This is a genomic window from Pseudovibrio sp. Ad46 (assembly GCF_001623065.1).
Classification (GTDB): Bacteria; Pseudomonadota; Alphaproteobacteria; order Rhizobiales; family Stappiaceae; genus Pseudovibrio.
Map to the genome: position 1 here is coordinate 183,345 of NZ_LMCG01000079.1, position 19,108 is coordinate 202,452.

Here is a 19,108-nt window from a genome sequence, read left to right on the forward strand (position 1 = left end):
TCCGCCTATTTGTACTTTCACAGCCCATCCAATAGCTTAAGTTGCGCTGCATGAATTGCCGACTCTACATATTCAATTCAGAAGAGCTCTAAACTTAAGCAAAATTAGAAATAAATCGCTGAATAACTCGTAAGATTTAACTAGATTAACCTTTTGGTTGCCATCATAGTTAAGAGTGCTTTGAAGGAGGCTGCATGGCACTAAAGGTCGAATTAAAACCCGGAGAAAAATTGATTGTTGGTGAGACACTTATCACTAACGATAAGCAACGTGCACGATTTTTCATTCAGGGAGATGCGCCTATTCTCCGAGAGAAGGATATCCTTCTTCCGGAAGACGCCAGCACCATGGCACAGCAGGTCTACCTTGCAGTGCAGGTCATGTATTTAAAGCAGGATATCACGGTTACTCAGAAAGAGTATTTCGATGTGATCGGAAAGATCCTGCAGGCCGCACCAAGCACACGCGACCTTATCAGCGAGATTAGCACAGCAATTTTGCGAGAAGAGCTCTATCGCGCCTTGAAGCTCGCCAAGAAATTGATTGAATATGAAAGGACTTTGATAAGTCATGTATCAACAAGCAACTCAGGCATATCAGCAGTCCGCAAACACCTCGGCCTCAGCGGATCCGAGGGCTCTGGAAGCTGAAGCCCTGATGAAAGCTGCAGCACGCCTTTCTGTGCTGCAACGTGAGTGGGATACAGTTTCACGAGAAGAACGCAACGAAACGCTCATATTCAACCGCACACTTTGGACAATTTTTGTAACCGAAGCCACCGCAGAGTACAGCGAACTGCCTCTGGATCTTCAGAATAACATCGCAAATCTGGCTCTGTTTATGTTCAACAGAACCATGGAAATGATGGGTGGCGCGGAACCAGAAGCCTTAGAGACAATGATCAACATCAACAAGTCTCTTGCATCCGGATTAAGAGGCCAAAAGGCAAGCCTATAATAACAAAAAGCCTCTGTTTTTCGGAGGCTTTTTGTTATCTCAAGAAGTCGGTGATCGTAAGATTCAATAATATCGAAGTTGCCTGAAACGAGGCATCTAAATCTGTTTTTAGCACGGCTATCTCAGTACCAACTTCTGTTTTGTCAACGTTCTCGAGACCGGTCAACGTGTTATGATAGGTTAGAGACGCTTGCTTTTGCCTCTCAGCAGTACGTTTCACAGTGGTGTTTACCACCGACATCTCAGAGGCAACACTTTGAATGCCTGAATTTCGGTCACCAGCAAAAGAAAGCGCATCATCACTCTTCTGCGCTAACGAAGCATAGTAGGATTTTGCGACCGCCTCACTCTCAACATCATCTGGAGTTTCTGCTGTAAAGTCTGCTGCCACAAACACGGCAAGGTTCTGCAACTGTTCAGAAAACGCAGACTCGTTGGCACGCGCACCATACTCCACGCGCACATTGTCATCAATCTGAACAACCTTGTCTGAGCGCGGATCATCAGAGTTCTCGGTACCGGTATACCAGTCAAGCAGAAGGTCAGGTGCGGTCTCATAACCAGAGCCATCCGCTTTTGGTACCTTCGGCGCCGGATCAGTCCGCCCGTGATTACCAAAAAATTCCTCACCAGCCTGCACATCAGCGACCGCACGAAGCTCAGTCTTGGCGATATCACTAATTGCCTCATCAAAGGCCGCTTGAGCGTTCTGAGCACTTTCCAGAGTAGGATTAGCGCCCGTCCCTATCAAGAACGTTCCGTTACCGGCATCAGGATCATCCGTTGCAGTCAGCTTTACAACAGACTTGGTACCGTCAGGAAGCTCCAGCTCAACCTCAATGGTATCCCCAACCACCGGGGTGTCATTGAACGCGAAGGCTCCTTTTTTCCCTTGAGGATTAAACGGATCCGTCAAATCTTCTGGAGTAACCGTTGCTGCGACATCAGCAGAGGATGCAGAGACGGAAGTGATCTCAAAACCAAATCCCTCAACATTATCCTGCTGAAGAGTGAGAGTAGGAACACCGAGTGGGCTCGTTACGCTCGACTCGATGCGACCATTTTCAGACGCACCAACATGAGCATTCTCATAACGCTTCATGAGCTCCTTAAGCCCAAGCTTACCGCCCTGCCCGTCCATTATGGCATCAAGTGAGGCAACGGGTGGTTCAGTCGCATCCTTACCGCCAAACAGATAGTATCCGTTCACTTCAGAATTCAGCTGCGAGATCGTCTCATGCAACATAATCTCGGTCGCTTGCTGACTGGTCGTCTGACCGTCGGTGGTCAGCGTGTAGTTATTCTCATCAATTGCACTCACACTTTCAGAGCGCATTTTCTCCATATGCTCAAGGGACTTACCCATTAAGTCGAGCTGGATACTCGCAATCGCATTAGAGTCTTCATAAACCTCAATATTCGAGATCTCACGGCGCAGTTCCAAAGCCATGCGAGAATCTGAGCTAATGCCACCATAGGTTTGCGACTTCAGTCCAGAAGTCAGCTGAATAGACTTATTCTCCAGCTGCGTCTTTTGCTGCATAAGGAGATCAAGCATATAACTATGAGATTTAGAATAACCGATTGTATTCATTTGAATAACTCAATCCCTAAAGCAGCATTATGCGATTCTAAAAAGTGTATCATACATTTCGTCAATGGCGGATAGTACGCGAGCGTTCGCAGCATAAGCATTCTGCAATTCAGTTAGCTTAACGAGCTCTTCATCTACGTCGACCTTATAACTGTTTTCATAGGCATTCTTAGCGATGCTCGTGACAGCTTTTGAGTTACTCGCAGCTGACGTTGCCGCACTCGCAATCTGACTTTGTTTAACCACAGTCTCAATGCCAAAGTCGGAGATCGTCCCAACATATGGAGCATTCTTTGCTCCGATCCCCGAGCTAGGCGCATACGTATATTCGGTCTCAGTCAGGCGACTTTTCAGGAGGTTTGCACGCTCGGAGCTCTGCTTGTCAGGCTCACCAGCAAGCAGACTTGGATCATCTAAGACGGCCTTATTGACAACCATCCGCTGAGCAAATCCAGTTTTCTGACCACCATCCTCAAGAGCTCCTGTATAAGGCACTCCGCCATCGTTGGAGTCCAAAAAGAGCGGTATCTCTGCCCCATCAGCCGCCGTGACAGTCCGCGTGTTTTTCGCTGTAAGGCCAGTAATCTCAATAGTCCCTGGGCTGGTCGGAGACAGAACTTTCAACTCACCAGCAGCATCAACGGAAACATCAAAACCAGAACCCAGCGCACTGGAAATCTGACTTTCCAGTGCAGTCGAAGTTGCCGGAATTACAATACCATGCACAATGTCATTGGAGTCTGCAGTTACATCCGAAGAAAGCGGAAGCAAACTTGGGTCAGTCACAGCAACAAAAGTGACCTTCCGACTTTCTCCGTTAACATCAAACTCAAGCTCAATCGTATCGCCAGAAGATTGCAGTTTAGACGTATCAACGCTCAAACCCGTTGCTGCGGGTGGTGCCCCACCATCATCAGCGGCAACACCTTCAGACGTCTGCTGCGACAAAGACAGCGCCATCTGACTTGCAAGCTCATCCAGGCGCGCTTGCGTCTCTGGAAGAGTATTGTCCCGCAGTTCCACGAGAGCACCCATACTGCCGCTTTTTAAATCAGCCGATGAAAGTTTCATAACGGCGCCTGATCGCGACTTTACTTCAATTGGATTACCCTCAACTCCCACACCTAGCGTTGGGCTTGGAGTAAACTGCAACTCAGATGCGCGATCATTGTAGAGCGTTGTTCCCGACTTAGTAGATATGCTCAGCAAGCCGTCATTGCCCTGCTTGATATCCACATCCATCTTTTCGGTCAAAGCTTCCAACTGTCGGTCCATTTGATCTTGCAAATGGGCTGTCTCCCGACCAGCGGAACGCTCGACAATAATGCTGTCTTCTAAACTCTCAATTTCCTTTAGAATAGAGTTAACTTGCCCCACTTCATCAGTGATTGCTGCATCCGCATCACGGCGCATTTCTTGAACTTGCTTTGCAGAACTATTGATGCTTCTGGAAAGTTCATCAGCTGCGTTCACAGCAACTTCTTGAGCGCTTTGAGAGCTAGGATCGGTAGCCAAAGATGTCAGCGCATTTGTGAAGTTATTCATCAGGCTTGGGATCGAACTAGGATCTCCAACCTTCCCAAACATCTGATCAAGCTGCGTGATATAGTCATTATATTGAGTTGCATAAGCCGTATCGCTCAGGCTTTCCCAATAAGCTGACTGGAGCTGGGTATTGACTTGCCGCTGAACTTGATTGGTCAGAACAGAAGAAGATGCAGTCGATGTATTGTGGACTTCAGTGCCCACAATCGTTTTCAGCGTATACCCATCAACATTTGCATTCGCGACATTCTTCGATGCAACCGCAAGCTGCGCCTTCGTAAGCGACAATCCCGACATCGCCGCATTCAGAGCTGCCCCAAGACTCATACCCTAAACTCCCAAACGCGCTGAGGTAGGCAAAAACCTACCTCAGCAACAATTTATCGAACGATATTAAGAACTGAATCCAGCATCTGATTAGCTGTCGACAAAACTTTAGAGTTCGCCGAATAAGCCTGCTGCGTAATGATCAGCTTGGAAAACTCTTTTGCAATATCCGCGTTGGAACTCTCTAGCGCTTTGGCTCGAATAGTCCCCCCATTGCGGAAATCTGGCTCACCAGACGTAGAGGTCTCAGAAAATGCAGCACCATCAACTCGCTGAAGTTCTTGCTCAGCTGCAAAAGTCGCAATTGGAATTTTAAAGAGTTTCTGAGACTTATCATTGGAGTACTTCCCAATCACATTGCCTTCTGCATCAATGGAAACATCCTGCAATGTGCCTGAAGGGAAGCCATCTTGAGACAAATCAATACTAGTCGCATTGCCAATCGTGTCTTCATACTGAGTTAGATTGTCTTGGCCGAACTTAAAAGAAATATCACCCAAGCCAACACCATTTACTTCCAGATCAGTGATATCAACAACACCCGAAGCTGGAGAAGTTAAACGACCTGCCGCATCAAACGACATATCACTTACTTTCTTCCAAGCCACTTCATCGCCTGTCGCTTTGGTATCTGTATTGTAGTAGAGCGACCATTTATTCTCTGCATTAAGAGCCCAACGCAGCTCAACATTAACCGGCGTACCATTTTCATCGTAGACGGTTTCTTGCCCGCCAGCGATTGATGATTTGATGAAATCATCAGCTTTATCGCCGGTTACAACTGAACGATCCACCGCGGCAGCTGGTGGAATCGGCTGCGCCGACAGAGTCATATTAATCGGAGTCGCACCGCCGGTTTCAACAACAGTCATATCCTCAAAGGAAGAAATGCTAATTTCACCAGAAGCCAGAATTTCAGCTGTAACGCCATGCATACCATTCAACTTGTCCAACAAATCTTGAACAGTTGTGTCAGCCCCAACAGTGAAAACTTCAGGTGCGTGTCCGCCTACTGTCAATGTAAGAGTGTCACCCGCATCAAATTGCGTTGAGTCAGTAAGTTTACTCGTTTCCGTCAATGCTGTTGGGCCAGCATCCACCAACGCAGGAGTTGTTTGCGTATCTGGCGTTGAAAACACACTCAGATCGACATACTGAGAATTTGGCACACCATCAGTTGTGTCATAGTTGTCTGTGGTAGGCGTAGACGGCAAATTTGCTTGATAGTCAATCTGAGTAGATGGCTTTGCAGGCATCGGCGCGTCAGAAACCTGAATTGGTTCAGGACGATCACTAACAGCACCTGTGGCCGGATTAATCGGGTATCCTTGCAAAAAATAACCAGCAGAGTTAACGAGATTACGCTCAGTATCTAACTCGAAATCGCCTGCACGGGTGTAGTAACTTTCAGGCGCTTGCTGGGTAAGACCATCTCTATTGGTGACCAGAAAATACCCAGGGCCATTGATCGCCATGTAGGTGTTCCGGTCAGCGGATGTGACATCGCCAGACAAGTAGTTAGTGGCACGAGAAGTCGCAATTACAGTACCGGAAACCTGTTCGGCCTGCCGGCTACCTGTACTGGAAACAAGGTCGGAGAAGCTTGTATCAAGGCGTTTATAGCCAGTGGTCGAAGAGTTCGCCACGTTACCGGAAATGTTCTCCAACGCCTTGGACTGTGCGTCCAAACCGGTCGTTGCAGCGTTGATAGCACCATAAATACTCATCGAGCCCACCTAGAATTCAAATTCGCTCATGCTTGCGCAGATCTTTGATCACTAGAAGCAACTTACGTGCCAAACTAAAAAACCCAATTTACTCAACTATTTCAATAATTTAAAATTTTAACCTATTGTTAAACATAGGATTTTCTGCCTGAACCCGGCAAATAACTCGCCTTACCCGGCACATAATTCCCAGAGAAGTAAAAGAAACCGAGCAAAGATCGAAACCACTAGATAAGCCCAATGGCGCAACCCTGCAGGGATTGCTCATTGCCAATCGAGAGATTAGTGTTTTCGCCAAATCACGATACTCAAGCAGGATTTAGCGATGAAATTTCAAGGGACCTCCCAATACGTTGCCACAGAAGATCTTCGGATCGCAGTCAACGCGGCTATTACCCTTGAGCGCCCCCTGCTTGTAAAAGGCGAGCCCGGAACCGGCAAAACTGTCCTAGCGCAGGAAATCGCTCAGAGTTTAGGCGTCCCCTTCCTTGAGTGGAACGTCAAGTCGACCACAAAGGCTCAGCAAGGCCTATACGAATACGACGCGGTTTCCCGTCTCCGCGACAGCCAGCTTGGCGATGAGCGCGTAAAAGACATTCGCAATTACATTCGCAAAGGTAAACTTTGGACTGCTTTTGAAATGAATGAACGCCCGGTTCTTCTGATTGATGAGATTGATAAGGCTGACATTGAGTTCCCAAACGATCTGCTTCAAGAGCTGGATCGTATGGAGTTCTTTGTTTACGAGACTGGCGACACGATCAAAGCAAAACAGCGTCCAATCGTGATCATCACCTCAAACAATGAGAAAGATCTTCCAGACGCATTCTTGCGCCGCTGCTTCTTCCACTTCATCAAGTTTCCGGATGCAGAAACAATGACAGAGATCGTCAATGTGCATTTCGGCGAAATCAAAGACCGGTTACTTAAGGAAGCACTCAACGCATTCTATAACCTCAGAGACTTGCCGGGCCTGAAGAAGAAGCCGTCAACCTCTGAGCTTCTGGATTGGATTAAACTGCTTCTGAACGAAGACATCGCCCCGGAAACCCTCCGCGAAACCGAAAGCCGGAAAGTTATCCCGCCATTGCACGGCGCACTCCTCAAGAACGAACAGGACGTTCATCTGTTCGAGCGCCTCGCCTTTATGAATCGTCGCTAGTATCTGCATTGCCTGGCATGAAAATGAAGCAAAACAATAAAACCAGTTTTTTGAGCCAGCACATACTTTCCAGTGCATCAAAAGCAGTTCTCGCAAGCTGCCTGCTTCTTACAGGCAGCTTACTCGCACAAGCAAACAGCACCATCTCGGAAAGCCTCCTCTACCAGCCGCATACACTGCACAACGGCTGGCGCAAAGATGTGGACGCACTAACGCACTTCACCGGCATGTTTTGCCCGGACTATATCAGCAAACTTTCCCGATCAGCTCTCGTTCCCGATCTGAAGGAACTCGGTATCGGATGCATTTACGCAACCGAGAACGGCGAGATCAAAGTCATCTTCCGCCGGCACAAAAAAGACACGGCGACAACTCTCATAAACAACTTCAAAAGCGGATATCGTCAAAGCCACTTCAAACCACTGGATCTGAAGACACCGCAAAATGAGGTTGCGTTCCGAACCGAAACAACAATGCGGATGGGCCGCGTCGAGAGTTTCACCGCCTACACAGCCCCAAGCGCTGACTATACGGTCTGGGCATCCATTTCAGATGAACTTCCTGTAAGCGAGCTTGAGAAGATCCGAATTCTTTTCAAAAAGCTTACTCTTCGCGTCGAGCAGGAACAGCGCCGCAACTAACGCAGCGCGGCTAAATTGGCGGATCGCCCAGCACACCTACATCAGTGCAACCCTCATATTACAACACACCGCGTCGTAAGTGACCAGAACAGCTGCCTAAACCATTCTGCCAACTAAATATCTTATAGGCACGACTGAAATGAACTCAGTTACGAATGCATGCATCACTTATAAATATTTCAGTAATTATGAGATAAAAACCCCATACTATTAGGGGAATACTATCACCTTCCAAATTCAATCGAAAACATGTAGGTTTCAAACAGAGACAAAGCAAGTAATAAACAAACAAGTCCATCCGATTATGCTGCATCGCAATATCGCATAGCAGCACAAATACAACTTAGAATGTTTCTACCTCTTAGGAACATAAAGTAATAAAGCATATCTGGAGGATAACATATGCTTCGCCTGATGTTGTTACGTCATGCAAAATCCGACTGGAGTGATGAGGGTGCTCACGATCATGATCGCTCCCTTAACACCAGCGGTTGGAAAGCCGCAGCAAGGGTTGGAGCCCATATCCACCAACATCACATGCATCCAAAACTGATCTTATGTTCTACGGCTCTACGGACACGGCAAACACTCATGGAAGTAATGCCATACTTGCGCAGTGATACGCGGATTCAACTGCTCAGGGATCTCTACAATTCGAGCGAAGGTGACTACATAGATGCAATCCGCGCCTATGGCGGCGGCTTCGACACTATCCTCATTGTTGGCCACAACACAGCTATTCAGGACACAGCTCTTGAACTCACTGGCAAAGGCAACCCTGAGTACATACACCAGATGCAATCCAAGTACCCAACCGGAGCTCTCGCTGTAATAGACTTTGAAGAGCACCGCTGGTCAGAAATTGACTGCAAGAAAGGAAGGATCGTCTCATTCTTCCAGCCTCGGCACCTGCAAGCTGTTTCAGGCTCCTGACTAGGAAAATTTTGCGCAATTCAACATTTATTGGCGCATTTGCGATTGCATTCCTCCAAAGAACGCACCACATCGTTCCTTGGAGGATGATCTGTGAGCCCACTGAATTCATTATTTAAAAACGCTAAGCTGGCCCTAACTGATGCACAAACAGCATTGGACAATCTAACGGGATCAGCGATTGACCTAACAGTCCCCACTGTCCGTCTGGGTGTCACTGGATTGGCACGTTCCGGTAAGACCGTCTTTATCTCAGCCCTCGTTCACAATCTCATTGCCGGAGGTCGCCTGCCTCTGCTGGATGCCGCGGGCACAGGACGGCTCGCGCGAGCATATCTTCAGCCTCAGCCCGATGACAATGTTCCACGGTTCAACTATGAGCAGCATGTCGAAACGCTGACAAAGGATCGCCTTTGGCCGGAGTCCACACATCAGATCTCCGAACTTCGCCTGACCATTGAATACGAGTCAGCCACATTCCTGAACCGCCAGTTAGGCGGTGGCAAGCTGCACCTCGACATCGTGGATTACCCTGGTGAATGGCTCCTCGACCTTGTTTTACTACGACAGGATTTCCGGCAATTCTCAGAGGAAGCCCTGAGACGCGCTAAAGCAAGGCCAGATTTGTCAGAAGAGTTTCTGTCAACACTCGCACGTTTTCAAGATAAGCTGCACGATGAGTTTTCAGAGGACATCGCAAAGGATCTGGCAAGCACCTTCACCACGTATTTGAGCCGCTGCCGGGATGATGAGAACGCACTATCCATGTTGCCTCCTGGTCGCTTCCTGATGCCCGGCGACATGAAGGGCACACCAGCCCTCACCTTCGCCCCGCTTAATCTGGGTGATACGCAGGTCAAACCCAAAGCAGGCACGCTCCTCGCCATTATGGAGCGCCGCTACGAAGCCTATCGCAAGCACGTGGTCAGACCGTTCTTCAAAAACCACTTTGCCAAACTGGACAGACAGATTGTGCTGGTGGACGCACTCACGGCAATCAACGCTGGCCCTGAGGCTTTGGATGATTTGAGCGGTGCCCTCACTGAGATTATGGGCGCGTTCAGACCCGGCAAAGCAAGCTGGCTATTTTCAATAGTGTCTCGCAAGATCGATCGCATTCTGTTTGCAGCCACAAAGGCAGACCATCTGCGACGCGAGGATCACGATCACTTGGAGTTACTCCTCAAGCAGCTGGTTGAACGGGCAATCAACCGTGCAGAGTTCTCAGGCGCTTCAGTTGAAACGCTCGCCCTTGCATCCGTCAGAGCCACCAGGCAGGCAACCGTTCATCACGATGGTGCAGAAACCCCTGCACTCCTCGGCACACCAATGCCGGAAGAAACCATTGGCTCCATGAGGTTTGACGGCGAAGAAGAAGCCGCCATTTTCCCCGGCGATCTTCCTGACGATCTGAGCGACCTTTTCTCTACAGAGCAAAGCCACGGCACACCGGAAGATCAGACCGCATTGAAATATGTGCGCTTCCGCCCTCCAAAGCTGGAACGCACGGCAGAGGGGCTGACCTTATCTCTCCCTCACATCCGTTTGGACAGCGCAATGGAGTTCTTGCTGGGAGATAAACTCGCATGACCAACAAGAAAACACAGCAACATAAGCCTCAGGCACGCCGCGCTCCCAAAGCATTCAAACTGGATGACAGCTCCGTCCGGCTGGAGGGGGAGTTTGCCCACGAACCACTTTCCTCTGAAGCCGTTGTGTCAGAAGAAGATGAAAACGCGTTGGCCCTGCCACAGAACAATGTTGCCCCAGAGCCAAAACCAGCGAAGAGTCGTTGGAGCAAGATCATCGCCATTGGCGGTGGCGGCCTCGTCTCACTTGCCGTTGGCTTGGCTGTCGATAGCCTAATCAGAGACCTCTTTGCTCGCTATGACTGGTTGGGCTGGACAGCTGTTGGCCTCACCGCTCTCGGCTTTCTCGGACTGATCGGTTTGTTTTTCAAAGAATGGCGGGCACTTTCTCGACTGGAGCAAATCGACCATATACGCGATGACCTCCAAACTGCTGCAGACAACGATAGCGATAAAGAAGCCCGTGCAGCTCTACAAAAGCTAATGGCGCTCTACGCGGACCGTCCGGAAACAGCTCATGGCCGCGCTCAGCTAAAAGGTCATATGCAGGAAATCATCGATGGGCGAGATCTCGTCAAACTGGCAGAACGCGAGCTGATGGCACCGATGGACGCCCGTGCGCGCCTGATCGTCATGGAAAGCGCAAAACGTGTTTCTGTAGTTACCGCACTATCGCCTCGTGCACTCGTTGATATCCTGATCGTACTTTACGAAAACCTGCGCATTGTTCGCCGCATCTCCCGTCTTTACGGAGCCCGCCCCGGCGCACTCGGTTTCTGGCGCCTTTCACGAGATATAGCGGCTCACCTGGCCGTCACAGGTGGCATGGCCGCAGGAGATAGCCTGCTGGAACAGTTCATTGGTCAGGGCTTAGCAGCAAAACTTTCCGCACGTCTTGGCGAAGGATTGGTCAATGGCTTCCTCACAGCACGCATTGGCGTTGCTGCAATTCAAACCTGCCGCCCTGCACCATTCATCGCCACAAAAGGCCCATCACTAACGGAGCTCATGAGCGAGATCACGAAATCTGCCCCAGATGAGATTGCAGATCAGGATTAACGAATATCTCACGCCAGCCCTATGTTTCCCCCAATCTCTTGGTATGTTCAAAGGGCTGATAAAACAAAGGCGGCAGACACAGCTATGATCACACGCAAAGTCAAAGTGGTAGATGCACAAGACAACTGGGCCGAGGGGTTCCAGCTGGAGCAAGAAATTTTGCGTGAGCTACTCGGAGATATTGTCGAAGACATTCACCACATTGGCAGCACCTCCGTACCAGCTCTCGCCGCCAAACCAATTATCGACATCCTGCTGGAAGTCTCCAGCATCCCAGCACTCGATGCTCAATCTGCAAAGCTGATCAATCTTGGCTATGTCGCCAAAGGTGAATACGGCATTACAGGCCGCCGCTACTTTGAAAAAGGTGGAGACGACCGCACCCATCACCTTCACGCGTTTAAATCAGGAGATCCGCACGTTTATAGGCATCTAGCCTTTCGTGATTACTTAAAAGCTCATCCTGAGATCCGTGAGAAATATGCCCACCTAAAGAAGAAAACAGCACAGGAGGTCAACGGAGATGTCGAGGGATATCGAGAAGGCAAGAATGATTTTGTTGAGCTTCATCTCGCCAAAGCGATTGACTGGGCCAGAGGCTCTTATTGATCCCTATGCTTTTGCCTAAGGTGTCAATTGCACTCTCGACACTGCACCGCCCAATCGCATAATGTGACCCCATGTTTATTCAGTTTTTCGAAGAGCTAAAATCCGCTGGTTTACCCGTATCCGTACGCGAATATCTTACGCTTATGGAAGCGCTGGACGCTGATCTGGCCGGCAAACGGGTGGAGGATTTTTACTTCCTCGCCCGTGCAACGCTGGTCAAAGACGAATCCAATCTGGACAAGTTTGATCGCGTCTTTGGTCACACGTTCAACGGATTGGACCTGATGAGCGAAGTGGCAACCACAGACATTCCAGAGGAGTGGCTGCGCAAGCTCACAGAAAAGCACCTTTCTGAAGAAGAGAAGAAGCTTATCGAATCCATGGGCGGCTTTGAAAAGCTCATGGAAACGCTACAAAAGCGACTGGAAGAGCAAAAAGAACGCCATCAGGGCGGCAACAAGTGGATCGGAACAGGTGGCACATCCCCGTTCGGCGCGTATGGCTACAACCCTGAAGGCATTCGTATCGGACAGGACGGAAGCCGCCATCGCCGAGCGGTCAAAGTCTGGGACAAGCGCGAGTTCAAGGATCTGGATGACACAGTTGAACTGGGCACCCGCAACATCAAGGTTGCCCTGAAACGCCTGCGCAAGTTCGCCAGAACCGGTGCTGCTGATGAGCTGGATCTGGACAACACCATCAAATCCACGGCCCACAAAGGCCTGCTAGATATTCAAATGCGTCCCGAACGACGCAATTCGGTCAAAGTGCTTTTGTTCTTCGACATCGGCGGCTCAATGGATGATCACATCCGCGTCTGCGAAGAATTGTTCTCTGCTGCCAAAACCGAGTTCAAGGTGATGGAATACTTCTACTTCCACAATTGTCTCTATGAGTTCGTCTGGAAAAACAACCATCGCCGCCACACTGAGCGCATCAACACGATGGACGTGCTTCATAAATATCCAAGCGATTACAAAGTGATCTTTATTGGCGACGCTTCAATGAGCCCCTATGAGATCACCTATCCCGGTGGTTCAGTTGAACATTGGAACGAAGAAGCAGGCAACGTCTGGGTAAAACGCGTGACAGACCTTTATCAAAAAGCAGTCTGGCTCAATCCGGTACGGGAAAAGCACTGGGATTACACTCATTCCATCGGCATGATGAAAGAGTTGTTTGATCAGCGCATGTACCCTCTCACTCTGGAAGGCATGGATTCTGCCATGAAGGAACTTGTACGCTAGAGCGAGTTCTAACAACACAGAGCATTTAACCTCCCCTTTTTGTAATTTTACAACTAGACTGCAAGTAGCATTGAGATCTAGACAGCAACTGCGCTTGGCAAAAAGCATGCCTCACACCTGTATCAAGGAAGAAGCTGCAACAAGCTTTCAGCTGGGCGCAAGCTGATTGCGTTAGGCAACAAGTGCACCAGAAGAGCTAAGAGAGGCTATGCTGTGAGCAAATCTATTTTGTGGCAACTGCTTACAAGGACATCGGCAGGCACTATCGCCTTCATTGCCCCGTTCCTTGCTGCCAATGCCAACGCAACAACTATTCCGCCGATTAACTCGCTTATTCCAGCACTCATAATTGAAAGCTGCCTCGACAAAACCGACGCAGCATTGGATAGCCCGGAATTCATCGACTGCCTGACCAACACCCTCACCAGACAACCTGAGGGCGATAACATACATAGCAGCGATCCGACGCACAGGCCTTCAACAGCGAACCATGTCGCCAACTCACCAGATCGTCTGGATGGCACCAACGTGGTTGTTTGCGCCTCAGAGAACGCTGGTTACACCAAGTGCAAGATCTCGAACGCCAACCGCAATTACGTCCAGTTGCTGCGCCAGACCTCCTCAGCACTCTGCAAACTCAATGAAAGCTGGGGCGTCGTCCCATCGCATCTTTGGACGGATAAAGGCTGCTCTGGCATCTTTTATGTTGGCAACAAACCGTACGCTCGCAAAACCGTAAACACGGTAAGCGCCAGTTCATCTTCTCTAAAGAAGCAGATCAAGTCAGCCAGCTCAGGTGGTTTGATCACCCCCATTCCGCAGCTTCCTGAATTTACGAAGGACGGATGGCGTAAATGCGCTCTCGAATTTCAGGTTTGCGAGCTGCCCTACGCAACAACCGTTCGCTTCGGCAGGCCCGGCGCATTTTACGAGAAGTCTGCGAAAGGTGATGTTCATTGCCGGACCGATTTCTTCGGAGACCCAGATCCTGCCTCGAAAAAAGCATGCTATTACAAGCTGAAGCGGGATAGCACATCTCCACAGGCTGCGCCTCCAACGCAAGTTGTGACACAAGACTTGCCGCCATTGGAAAACAGCCAGATTGCACCGGAAGATGATCTGGCGATCAATGTGGCCGAACCACTCTGGAAGGCCCGCCGCGCCTGCTCCACACTGGGCAGCAAGATCATTGCAACCAAGAATTCCCTGTCAGAGTTGCCGCCTGTCTATTTGGGCCTCGGCACCTTCACCAATCAGCAAATGAACCAGAAACCGGTACTGGTACGGACAGGGGACAAACTCGCTGGTCGCGGCGTTTACCAAAGTCAGGGCATGTACGTGCCCTTCAACTTTTCCTGCGCGCTCAACAGCAACGGAACAGCCGCCCAACATTTTGTTTTCCATGAACAAAACACAGACCTCATAACACAGGACCTTCTGCCAAACTCTGACAAGTTCCTTCAGGAAAAAGCTCCATTGAATGGATTTGACGGTCCCTATGTCTGGGTGTCTGGCCTCCCAACAGGCGCAGGCGACAAGAGCGCAGTTTTGGCTCATGGCGTACCTGAAACAGACGATACCGACTTTTACGCCCGCTGTCTGGCTGGAAGCGGTGATATCGAGATCATGTTTCAGTCAACCGTCCCTGCTTTGCAGGAAGGCGATAGTATCCTGATTTCGCTAAGCACAAGACGGTTCAAGGAAAGTTATGTTGGCGTCGGCAGTTCGTTGAATCAGGAAGCCGGTGTTTCCCTGCCACTCCTCACTTTGAACAATGGCTCTTCACTTTGGAACCGAATGGTGCGAGACAACGAGTTGAAGATCAATCTGGGCGGCTATGCTATCTACAACGTAAGCCTCAAAGGCAGCGCTAAGCACGTTCGCAACTTCATCAGCGCATGCAGCGCCAGCAAATAACCTAGGCTACGCAGTCTTGAAGTATTTGCCCGGCGTCGTGCCAAAGGCTTTGCGGAACTGAGAAATAAACGGACTTGGCCCTTCATAACCAAGTTTGAAAGCCACATCACCCACACTTCGGCCTGCTGAGAGCAGCTCCAAAGCACGAAACAGCTTGGCCTGCCCACACCATTTGCGATAACTCCAGCCCGTCTCATCAAAGAACCGCCGCTCAAACGTGCGCTGGGACATAAGCGTCCGCTCCGCAGCATCCGCAAGGCTCGGCAGGTGCGCAGGGCATGACAGGATAGACTGGCAAAGCTCTTTCAAAAGCACGTGGTTGACTGGCATCGGCAATTGCAGCGGCGCATCTGGTAAACTCTTCAATTGATCAACAATCACCTGCGCAATCCGCGCTGTCGCCCCATCAAGCGCATAGTCCCGGGGCGCTGCCATAATCTCCTGTATCAGCTCGCGTAAGAGCGGCGTCACTTGCACCACAACAGGCTTATCAGAGAGTCGCTCAGACCAGTCCTCTCGCAGATACAGGCTCCGAAACTGTGTTTTGATCGGATAGACAGTCCGATGCATCATACCTCCGGGAACCCAGACTGCACGCTCTGGCGGTACAACAAATGTCCCCTCCTCAGTAAACACAGTCGTGGACCCTTGCATGATATGAACCAGCTGCCCGCGTGAATGCGCATGCGGCTCCCCCTGCCCGCCGATGGGCATATCTACCGCATAAGCAACAATGGGTTGCGGACGATCCACCTCATGTGGGTCTGCAAAAACATCAGCATGAATGGGCATCAAACACCTCTTGGCGACTTCAAGATATTTTTTGGCAAACTAGTGCTATCACGTAAACAAACTTTTCGCTTACTTAATTGCAAAACTCATTTCTAAGAACGAAGCACCATGTTGAATATCATTAAAGACATCAGAGCCGACTGGCGCTCACCCTTTGTATTTTTGTTGGTCCTCACCGTCGCCTCACAGCTCTCATTTTCTGTGTGGTGGAACCTCATCAATAACTTTGCAGTTAACACGCTCGATTTCACGGGGCAGGAAATCGGCATTCAGCAGTCCATCCGCGAAATCCCTGGCCTGCTGGCATTCACAGTCATTTTCATGCTGTTGATCTTCAAAGAACAAACGTTCACGTTGATCTCTTTGGGCCTGATGGGCTTCGGCATTGCAATCACCGGATATTTCCCATCCGCGATCGGCTTTTACGCCACCACCCTCATCATGTCTTTCGGCTTCCACTACTACGAGACGCTCAAGCAGTCTCTATCCCTACAGTGGTTGCCAAAGAAGGATGCCCCAGCACTGCTCGGACAAATTATTGCGGTCTCATCACTGGTCTCACTGTGCATCTACGGCTCGATCATGATCGGCTGGAAAACGTTTGACCTATCCTATGAGCAAGTGTTCTTGTGGGCAGGCATGGCAGGCATGGCCCTGACCATCTTTGCCACCTTTGCCTTCCCAAAGTACAAAGCACACGTGGAACAGCATAAAAAGCTGATCCTGCGCAAACGCTATTGGCTCTACTATGCGCTCACCTTCATGAGTGGTGCCCGCCGTCAAATCTTTACAGTCTTCGCAGGCTTCCTGATGGTCGAACGCTTTGGCTACGAAGTGCATGAAGTTGCAGCGCTGTTTCTGCTGAATGGCGCAATCAACATGTTCCTCGCTCCAAAGATCGGTGCGTTCATCGGTCGGGTTGGTGAGCGGACTGCATTGACTTGCGAGTATGTCGGTTTGATCATCGTCTTCCTCTCCTACGCATTCGTCACCAACGTCTACGTGGCTGGCACTCTTTACGTGATCGATCATGCTTTCTTCGCCATGGCCATCGCAATGAAAACCTACTTCCAGAAGATTGCAGACCCGGCAGACATCGCACCAACCTCCGCTGTCGACTTCACCATCAACCACATCGCAGCTGTGGTGATTCCGGTGGTCTTCGGCACGATCTGGCTCTTCTCCCCTGCACTGGTGTTCATTGCAGGCGCATCCATGGCTGCCATCAGCCTGATCCTGAGCCGCATGATCCCGCGCAATCCGGAACCTGGCATGGAAACCGTTTGGGTTCCAACCCGTCAACCACAAGCAGTTGGCGCTGAGTAAACGCTTCCAATCACACAACAAAAAAGGCTGGCCCAATCGGACCAGCCTTTTTCATTTAAACTCTACAGCTGATTAGCTCTGGCTCTCTGGGATGTGAACCACCAAACCATCCATCTCGTCCGTCACACGGATCTGGCAGGACAAGCGAGACGTGTCACGAACGTCCTGAGCAAAGTCGAGCATATCTTCTTCCATAGGCTCTGGATCGCCAGTCTTGTCATTCCAGGCTGGGTCCACGTACACGTGACAGGTCGCGCAAGCGCAGGCACCACCACATTCCGCTTCGATTCCAGGAACCATGTTCTTAATCGCGTTCTCCATAACGGTAGAACCGGCAGCAGCATCCACCTCATGGCTTTCACCTGATGAGGTGATGAAAGTAATCTTTGGCATATTTAAAGTCGTCCCGACCCTGATTGGCTTATTCTGTTGCCTTCAGATACATGTAGGCGCCCAGCTATTCAAGAACTTCTGGACCAGACCTTATGGTCAAACCCGCGCAGCCAATCATACTTCACGAATTCTGCAGCTCTGAGAGATCCGCCGAGACCTCGGCAAGGCAACTCTCAACAGTCATTAGCAATGGCACAGTTCCGTTCGCAGCTTCCTGCTCAGCTTGCTCCAGAGCCTCCCCAAGCGCAAACGCACCAACACCGCGTGCAGAACCCTTAAACCGATGCAGCAAAGCACAAAGGGTTTCTGTTCCCATTGTCTCGTGCAATCCCCGACGGAACTCTTCTATCTGATCAGCAAACATCTTCAGAATCTGACCTTGCAAATCCGGGTCATCAAACGTCACAGAAGAGAAGTGATACCTACATATAGCACTTGTAGTTTTATGTAGTTCCATAGCTAAGTTTACGTTAGGCCTCCAAATACAGCCAAGTGACTCAAAGTTATCGCGATATTCTGAAAGTTGATTCGCTTGAGTGACTCAAACCCTGCCACCACCAAGACTCTGCAGTGACTCTACCCCTCATTTTCCATAGGCAACGGAATCTAGTCCCCAAAAGAAAACACAGGTTTTTATTTCATGGTTAACAAGATCCTACCGCCCAGATTCAAATCTAGACTCGTGACCCCGTCACCGGCTCTCACTGCCATTACACGTTAAAATTGACAAGACGCTCTGTTAAAGATGGTTAACAAGATTTTTCGAATTACCATCACGCTCCAGCATCGCACGTCCCGTATCGGTCAGCTTACAAACGAGCCAATCCGGCTTCAACGGGTTGGAAAACCAAGGCTCCGCCCACCCTGCTGCAATACACGCCCGCACAGTTGCAGCTGGCACTTGTCGACCGCTCTCATCGAACAGCGGTAACTTTCCACCTGCTTCGTTAAGACCTCGCCTTAACCATTTGAGTTGTGTGGGACTCGGACGATTGGAACCTTTAGAACTGACTGGAGAATTTTCGCGATTAGTCATAGTGAGTTCCCCCCAAAATTGCTGCCTGTGACTTATCGTAGGGCACCTAAAAATCCCGGCAACTTCTGTTGTACAGTCCACCGGATTGTGCCATTAGGTTAAGGGTAGCTGCAAGGTGGGGAAATCTAAATCTTAAGGTACCGTTAACATTAACGGTCCGCTTTGATTCTGAAAACTCCCTGTTTTTGGCCCTAGAAGTTCGACGGTGCTCTCAATTCAGAGCTGTTGGATTGCATGGGGCCAAACCTATTGTT

18 protein-coding genes are annotated in these 19,108 nt (G+C 49.8%); 11 read left to right on the forward strand and 7 right to left on the reverse strand.

Annotated features, from left to right (window positions below; all coding sequences use genetic code 11):
* The first annotated feature begins 194 nt into the window (after window positions 1–194).
* Together PsAD46_RS23060 and PsAD46_RS23065 are read left to right on the forward strand one after the other, a co-directional pair.
* Complete coding sequence (locus PsAD46_RS23060) at window positions 195–650, forward strand: flagellar biosynthesis repressor FlbT (RefSeq protein ID WP_063289608.1); 456 nt, start codon at window positions 195–197, stop codon at window positions 648–650.
* On the forward strand, window positions 571–957 hold the full coding sequence (locus PsAD46_RS23065; RefSeq protein ID WP_084404518.1) for a flagellar biosynthesis regulator FlaF: 387 nt from the start codon (window positions 571–573) through the stop codon (window positions 955–957). Before PsAD46_RS23060 ends, PsAD46_RS23065 begins: the two co-directional genes overlap by 80 nt.
* 34 nt (window positions 958–991) lie before the next feature.
* Here the strand turns inward: PsAD46_RS23065 and PsAD46_RS23070 are convergent, their stop codons facing one another.
* The 3 genes from PsAD46_RS23070 to PsAD46_RS23080 form a co-directional block, all read right to left on the reverse strand.
* Window positions 992–2,500: a hypothetical protein gene (locus tag PsAD46_RS23070; RefSeq protein WP_208981984.1), complete on the reverse strand. Its 1,509-nt coding sequence runs from the start codon at window positions 2,498–2,500 to the stop codon at window positions 992–994.
* Window positions 2,501–2,578: 78 nt separating this feature from the next.
* Window positions 2,579–4,423, reverse strand: coding sequence for a flagellar hook-associated protein FlgK (gene flgK, locus PsAD46_RS23075; protein ID WP_063292788.1), 1,845 nt, complete (start codon window positions 4,421–4,423; stop codon window positions 2,579–2,581).
* 53 nt (window positions 4,424–4,476) lie between these two features.
* The gene (locus PsAD46_RS23080; protein ID WP_063292789.1) at window positions 4,477–6,150 is read right to left on the reverse strand and encodes a flagellar hook-basal body complex protein; all 1,674 of its coding nucleotides are present in this window, start codon (window positions 6,148–6,150) and stop codon (window positions 4,477–4,479) included.
* Window positions 6,151–6,475: 325 nt separating this feature from the next.
* Between PsAD46_RS23080 and PsAD46_RS23085 the strand changes: the two genes are divergently transcribed.
* From PsAD46_RS23085 to PsAD46_RS23120, 8 genes are all read left to right on the forward strand, one after another.
* Window positions 6,476–7,312, forward strand: a complete 837-nt coding sequence (locus tag PsAD46_RS23085; RefSeq protein ID WP_063292790.1) for a MoxR family ATPase — start codon at window positions 6,476–6,478, stop codon at window positions 7,310–7,312.
* A gap of 23 nt (window positions 7,313–7,335) precedes the next feature.
* The gene (locus PsAD46_RS23090; protein ID WP_208981985.1) at window positions 7,336–7,953 is read left to right on the forward strand and encodes a hypothetical protein; all 618 of its coding nucleotides are present in this window, start codon (window positions 7,336–7,338) and stop codon (window positions 7,951–7,953) included.
* Between the two features lie 402 nt (window positions 7,954–8,355).
* Entirely contained in the window at window positions 8,356–8,886 is a 531-nt protein-coding gene (locus tag PsAD46_RS23095; protein ID WP_057462636.1) for a histidine phosphatase family protein, read from the forward strand.
* 93 nt (window positions 8,887–8,979) lie between these two features.
* The gene (locus PsAD46_RS23100) at window positions 8,980–10,476 is read left to right on the forward strand and encodes a YcjX family protein (RefSeq protein ID WP_063307950.1); all 1,497 of its coding nucleotides are present in this window, start codon (window positions 8,980–8,982) and stop codon (window positions 10,474–10,476) included.
* Window positions 10,473–11,534, forward strand: coding sequence for a TIGR01620 family protein (locus PsAD46_RS23105; protein ID WP_063289615.1), 1,062 nt, complete (start codon window positions 10,473–10,475; stop codon window positions 11,532–11,534). The genes PsAD46_RS23100 and PsAD46_RS23105 overlap by 4 nt, the downstream gene beginning before the upstream one ends.
* 84 nt (window positions 11,535–11,618) lie before the next feature.
* Window positions 11,619–12,143 carry a GrpB family protein gene (locus PsAD46_RS23110; RefSeq protein WP_063289704.1) on the forward strand — a complete coding sequence of 175 codons (525 nt, stop codon included), beginning with the start codon at window positions 11,619–11,621 and terminating at the stop codon, window positions 12,141–12,143.
* Window positions 12,144–12,214: 71 nt separating this feature from the next.
* Window positions 12,215–13,390, forward strand: coding sequence for a VWA domain-containing protein (locus PsAD46_RS23115; RefSeq protein WP_063300912.1), 1,176 nt, complete (start codon window positions 12,215–12,217; stop codon window positions 13,388–13,390).
* A gap of 213 nt (window positions 13,391–13,603) precedes the next feature.
* Entirely contained in the window at window positions 13,604–15,307 is a 1,704-nt protein-coding gene (locus PsAD46_RS23120) for a DUF3011 domain-containing protein (RefSeq protein ID WP_208981986.1), read from the forward strand.
* Window positions 15,308–15,313: 6 nt separating this feature from the next.
* Here the strand turns inward: PsAD46_RS23120 and PsAD46_RS23125 are convergent, their stop codons facing one another.
* Window positions 15,314–16,099 (reverse strand): helix-turn-helix transcriptional regulator, encoded by a 786-nt coding sequence (locus PsAD46_RS23125; RefSeq protein WP_057462639.1) that lies wholly within the window; start codon window positions 16,097–16,099, stop codon window positions 15,314–15,316.
* Window positions 16,100–16,207: 108 nt separating this feature from the next.
* Here PsAD46_RS23125 and PsAD46_RS23130 point away from each other — a divergent pair, with 108 nt between their 5' ends.
* Window positions 16,208–17,425 (forward strand): MFS transporter, encoded by a 1,218-nt coding sequence (locus PsAD46_RS23130; protein WP_063289618.1) that lies wholly within the window; start codon window positions 16,208–16,210, stop codon window positions 17,423–17,425.
* Window positions 17,426–17,497: 72 nt separating this feature from the next.
* Here the strand turns inward: PsAD46_RS23130 and PsAD46_RS23135 are convergent, their stop codons facing one another.
* The 3 genes from PsAD46_RS23135 to PsAD46_RS28475 all read right to left on the reverse strand — a co-directional run bounded on the left by PsAD46_RS23135 (window position 17,498) and on the right by PsAD46_RS28475 (window position 18,854).
* On the reverse strand, window positions 17,498–17,818 hold the full coding sequence (locus PsAD46_RS23135) for a 2Fe-2S iron-sulfur cluster-binding protein (protein ID WP_063289619.1): 321 nt from the start codon (window positions 17,816–17,818) through the stop codon (window positions 17,498–17,500).
* A 121-nt stretch (window positions 17,819–17,939) separates the two neighbouring features.
* Window positions 17,940–18,224, reverse strand: a complete 285-nt coding sequence (locus PsAD46_RS23140; protein ID WP_063292795.1) for an Hpt domain-containing protein — start codon at window positions 18,222–18,224, stop codon at window positions 17,940–17,942.
* A 333-nt stretch (window positions 18,225–18,557) separates the two neighbouring features.
* On the reverse strand, window positions 18,558–18,854 hold the full coding sequence (locus tag PsAD46_RS28475) for a hypothetical protein (RefSeq protein WP_057462642.1): 297 nt from the start codon (window positions 18,852–18,854) through the stop codon (window positions 18,558–18,560).
* Between the last annotated feature and the right edge of the window lie 254 nt (window positions 18,855–19,108).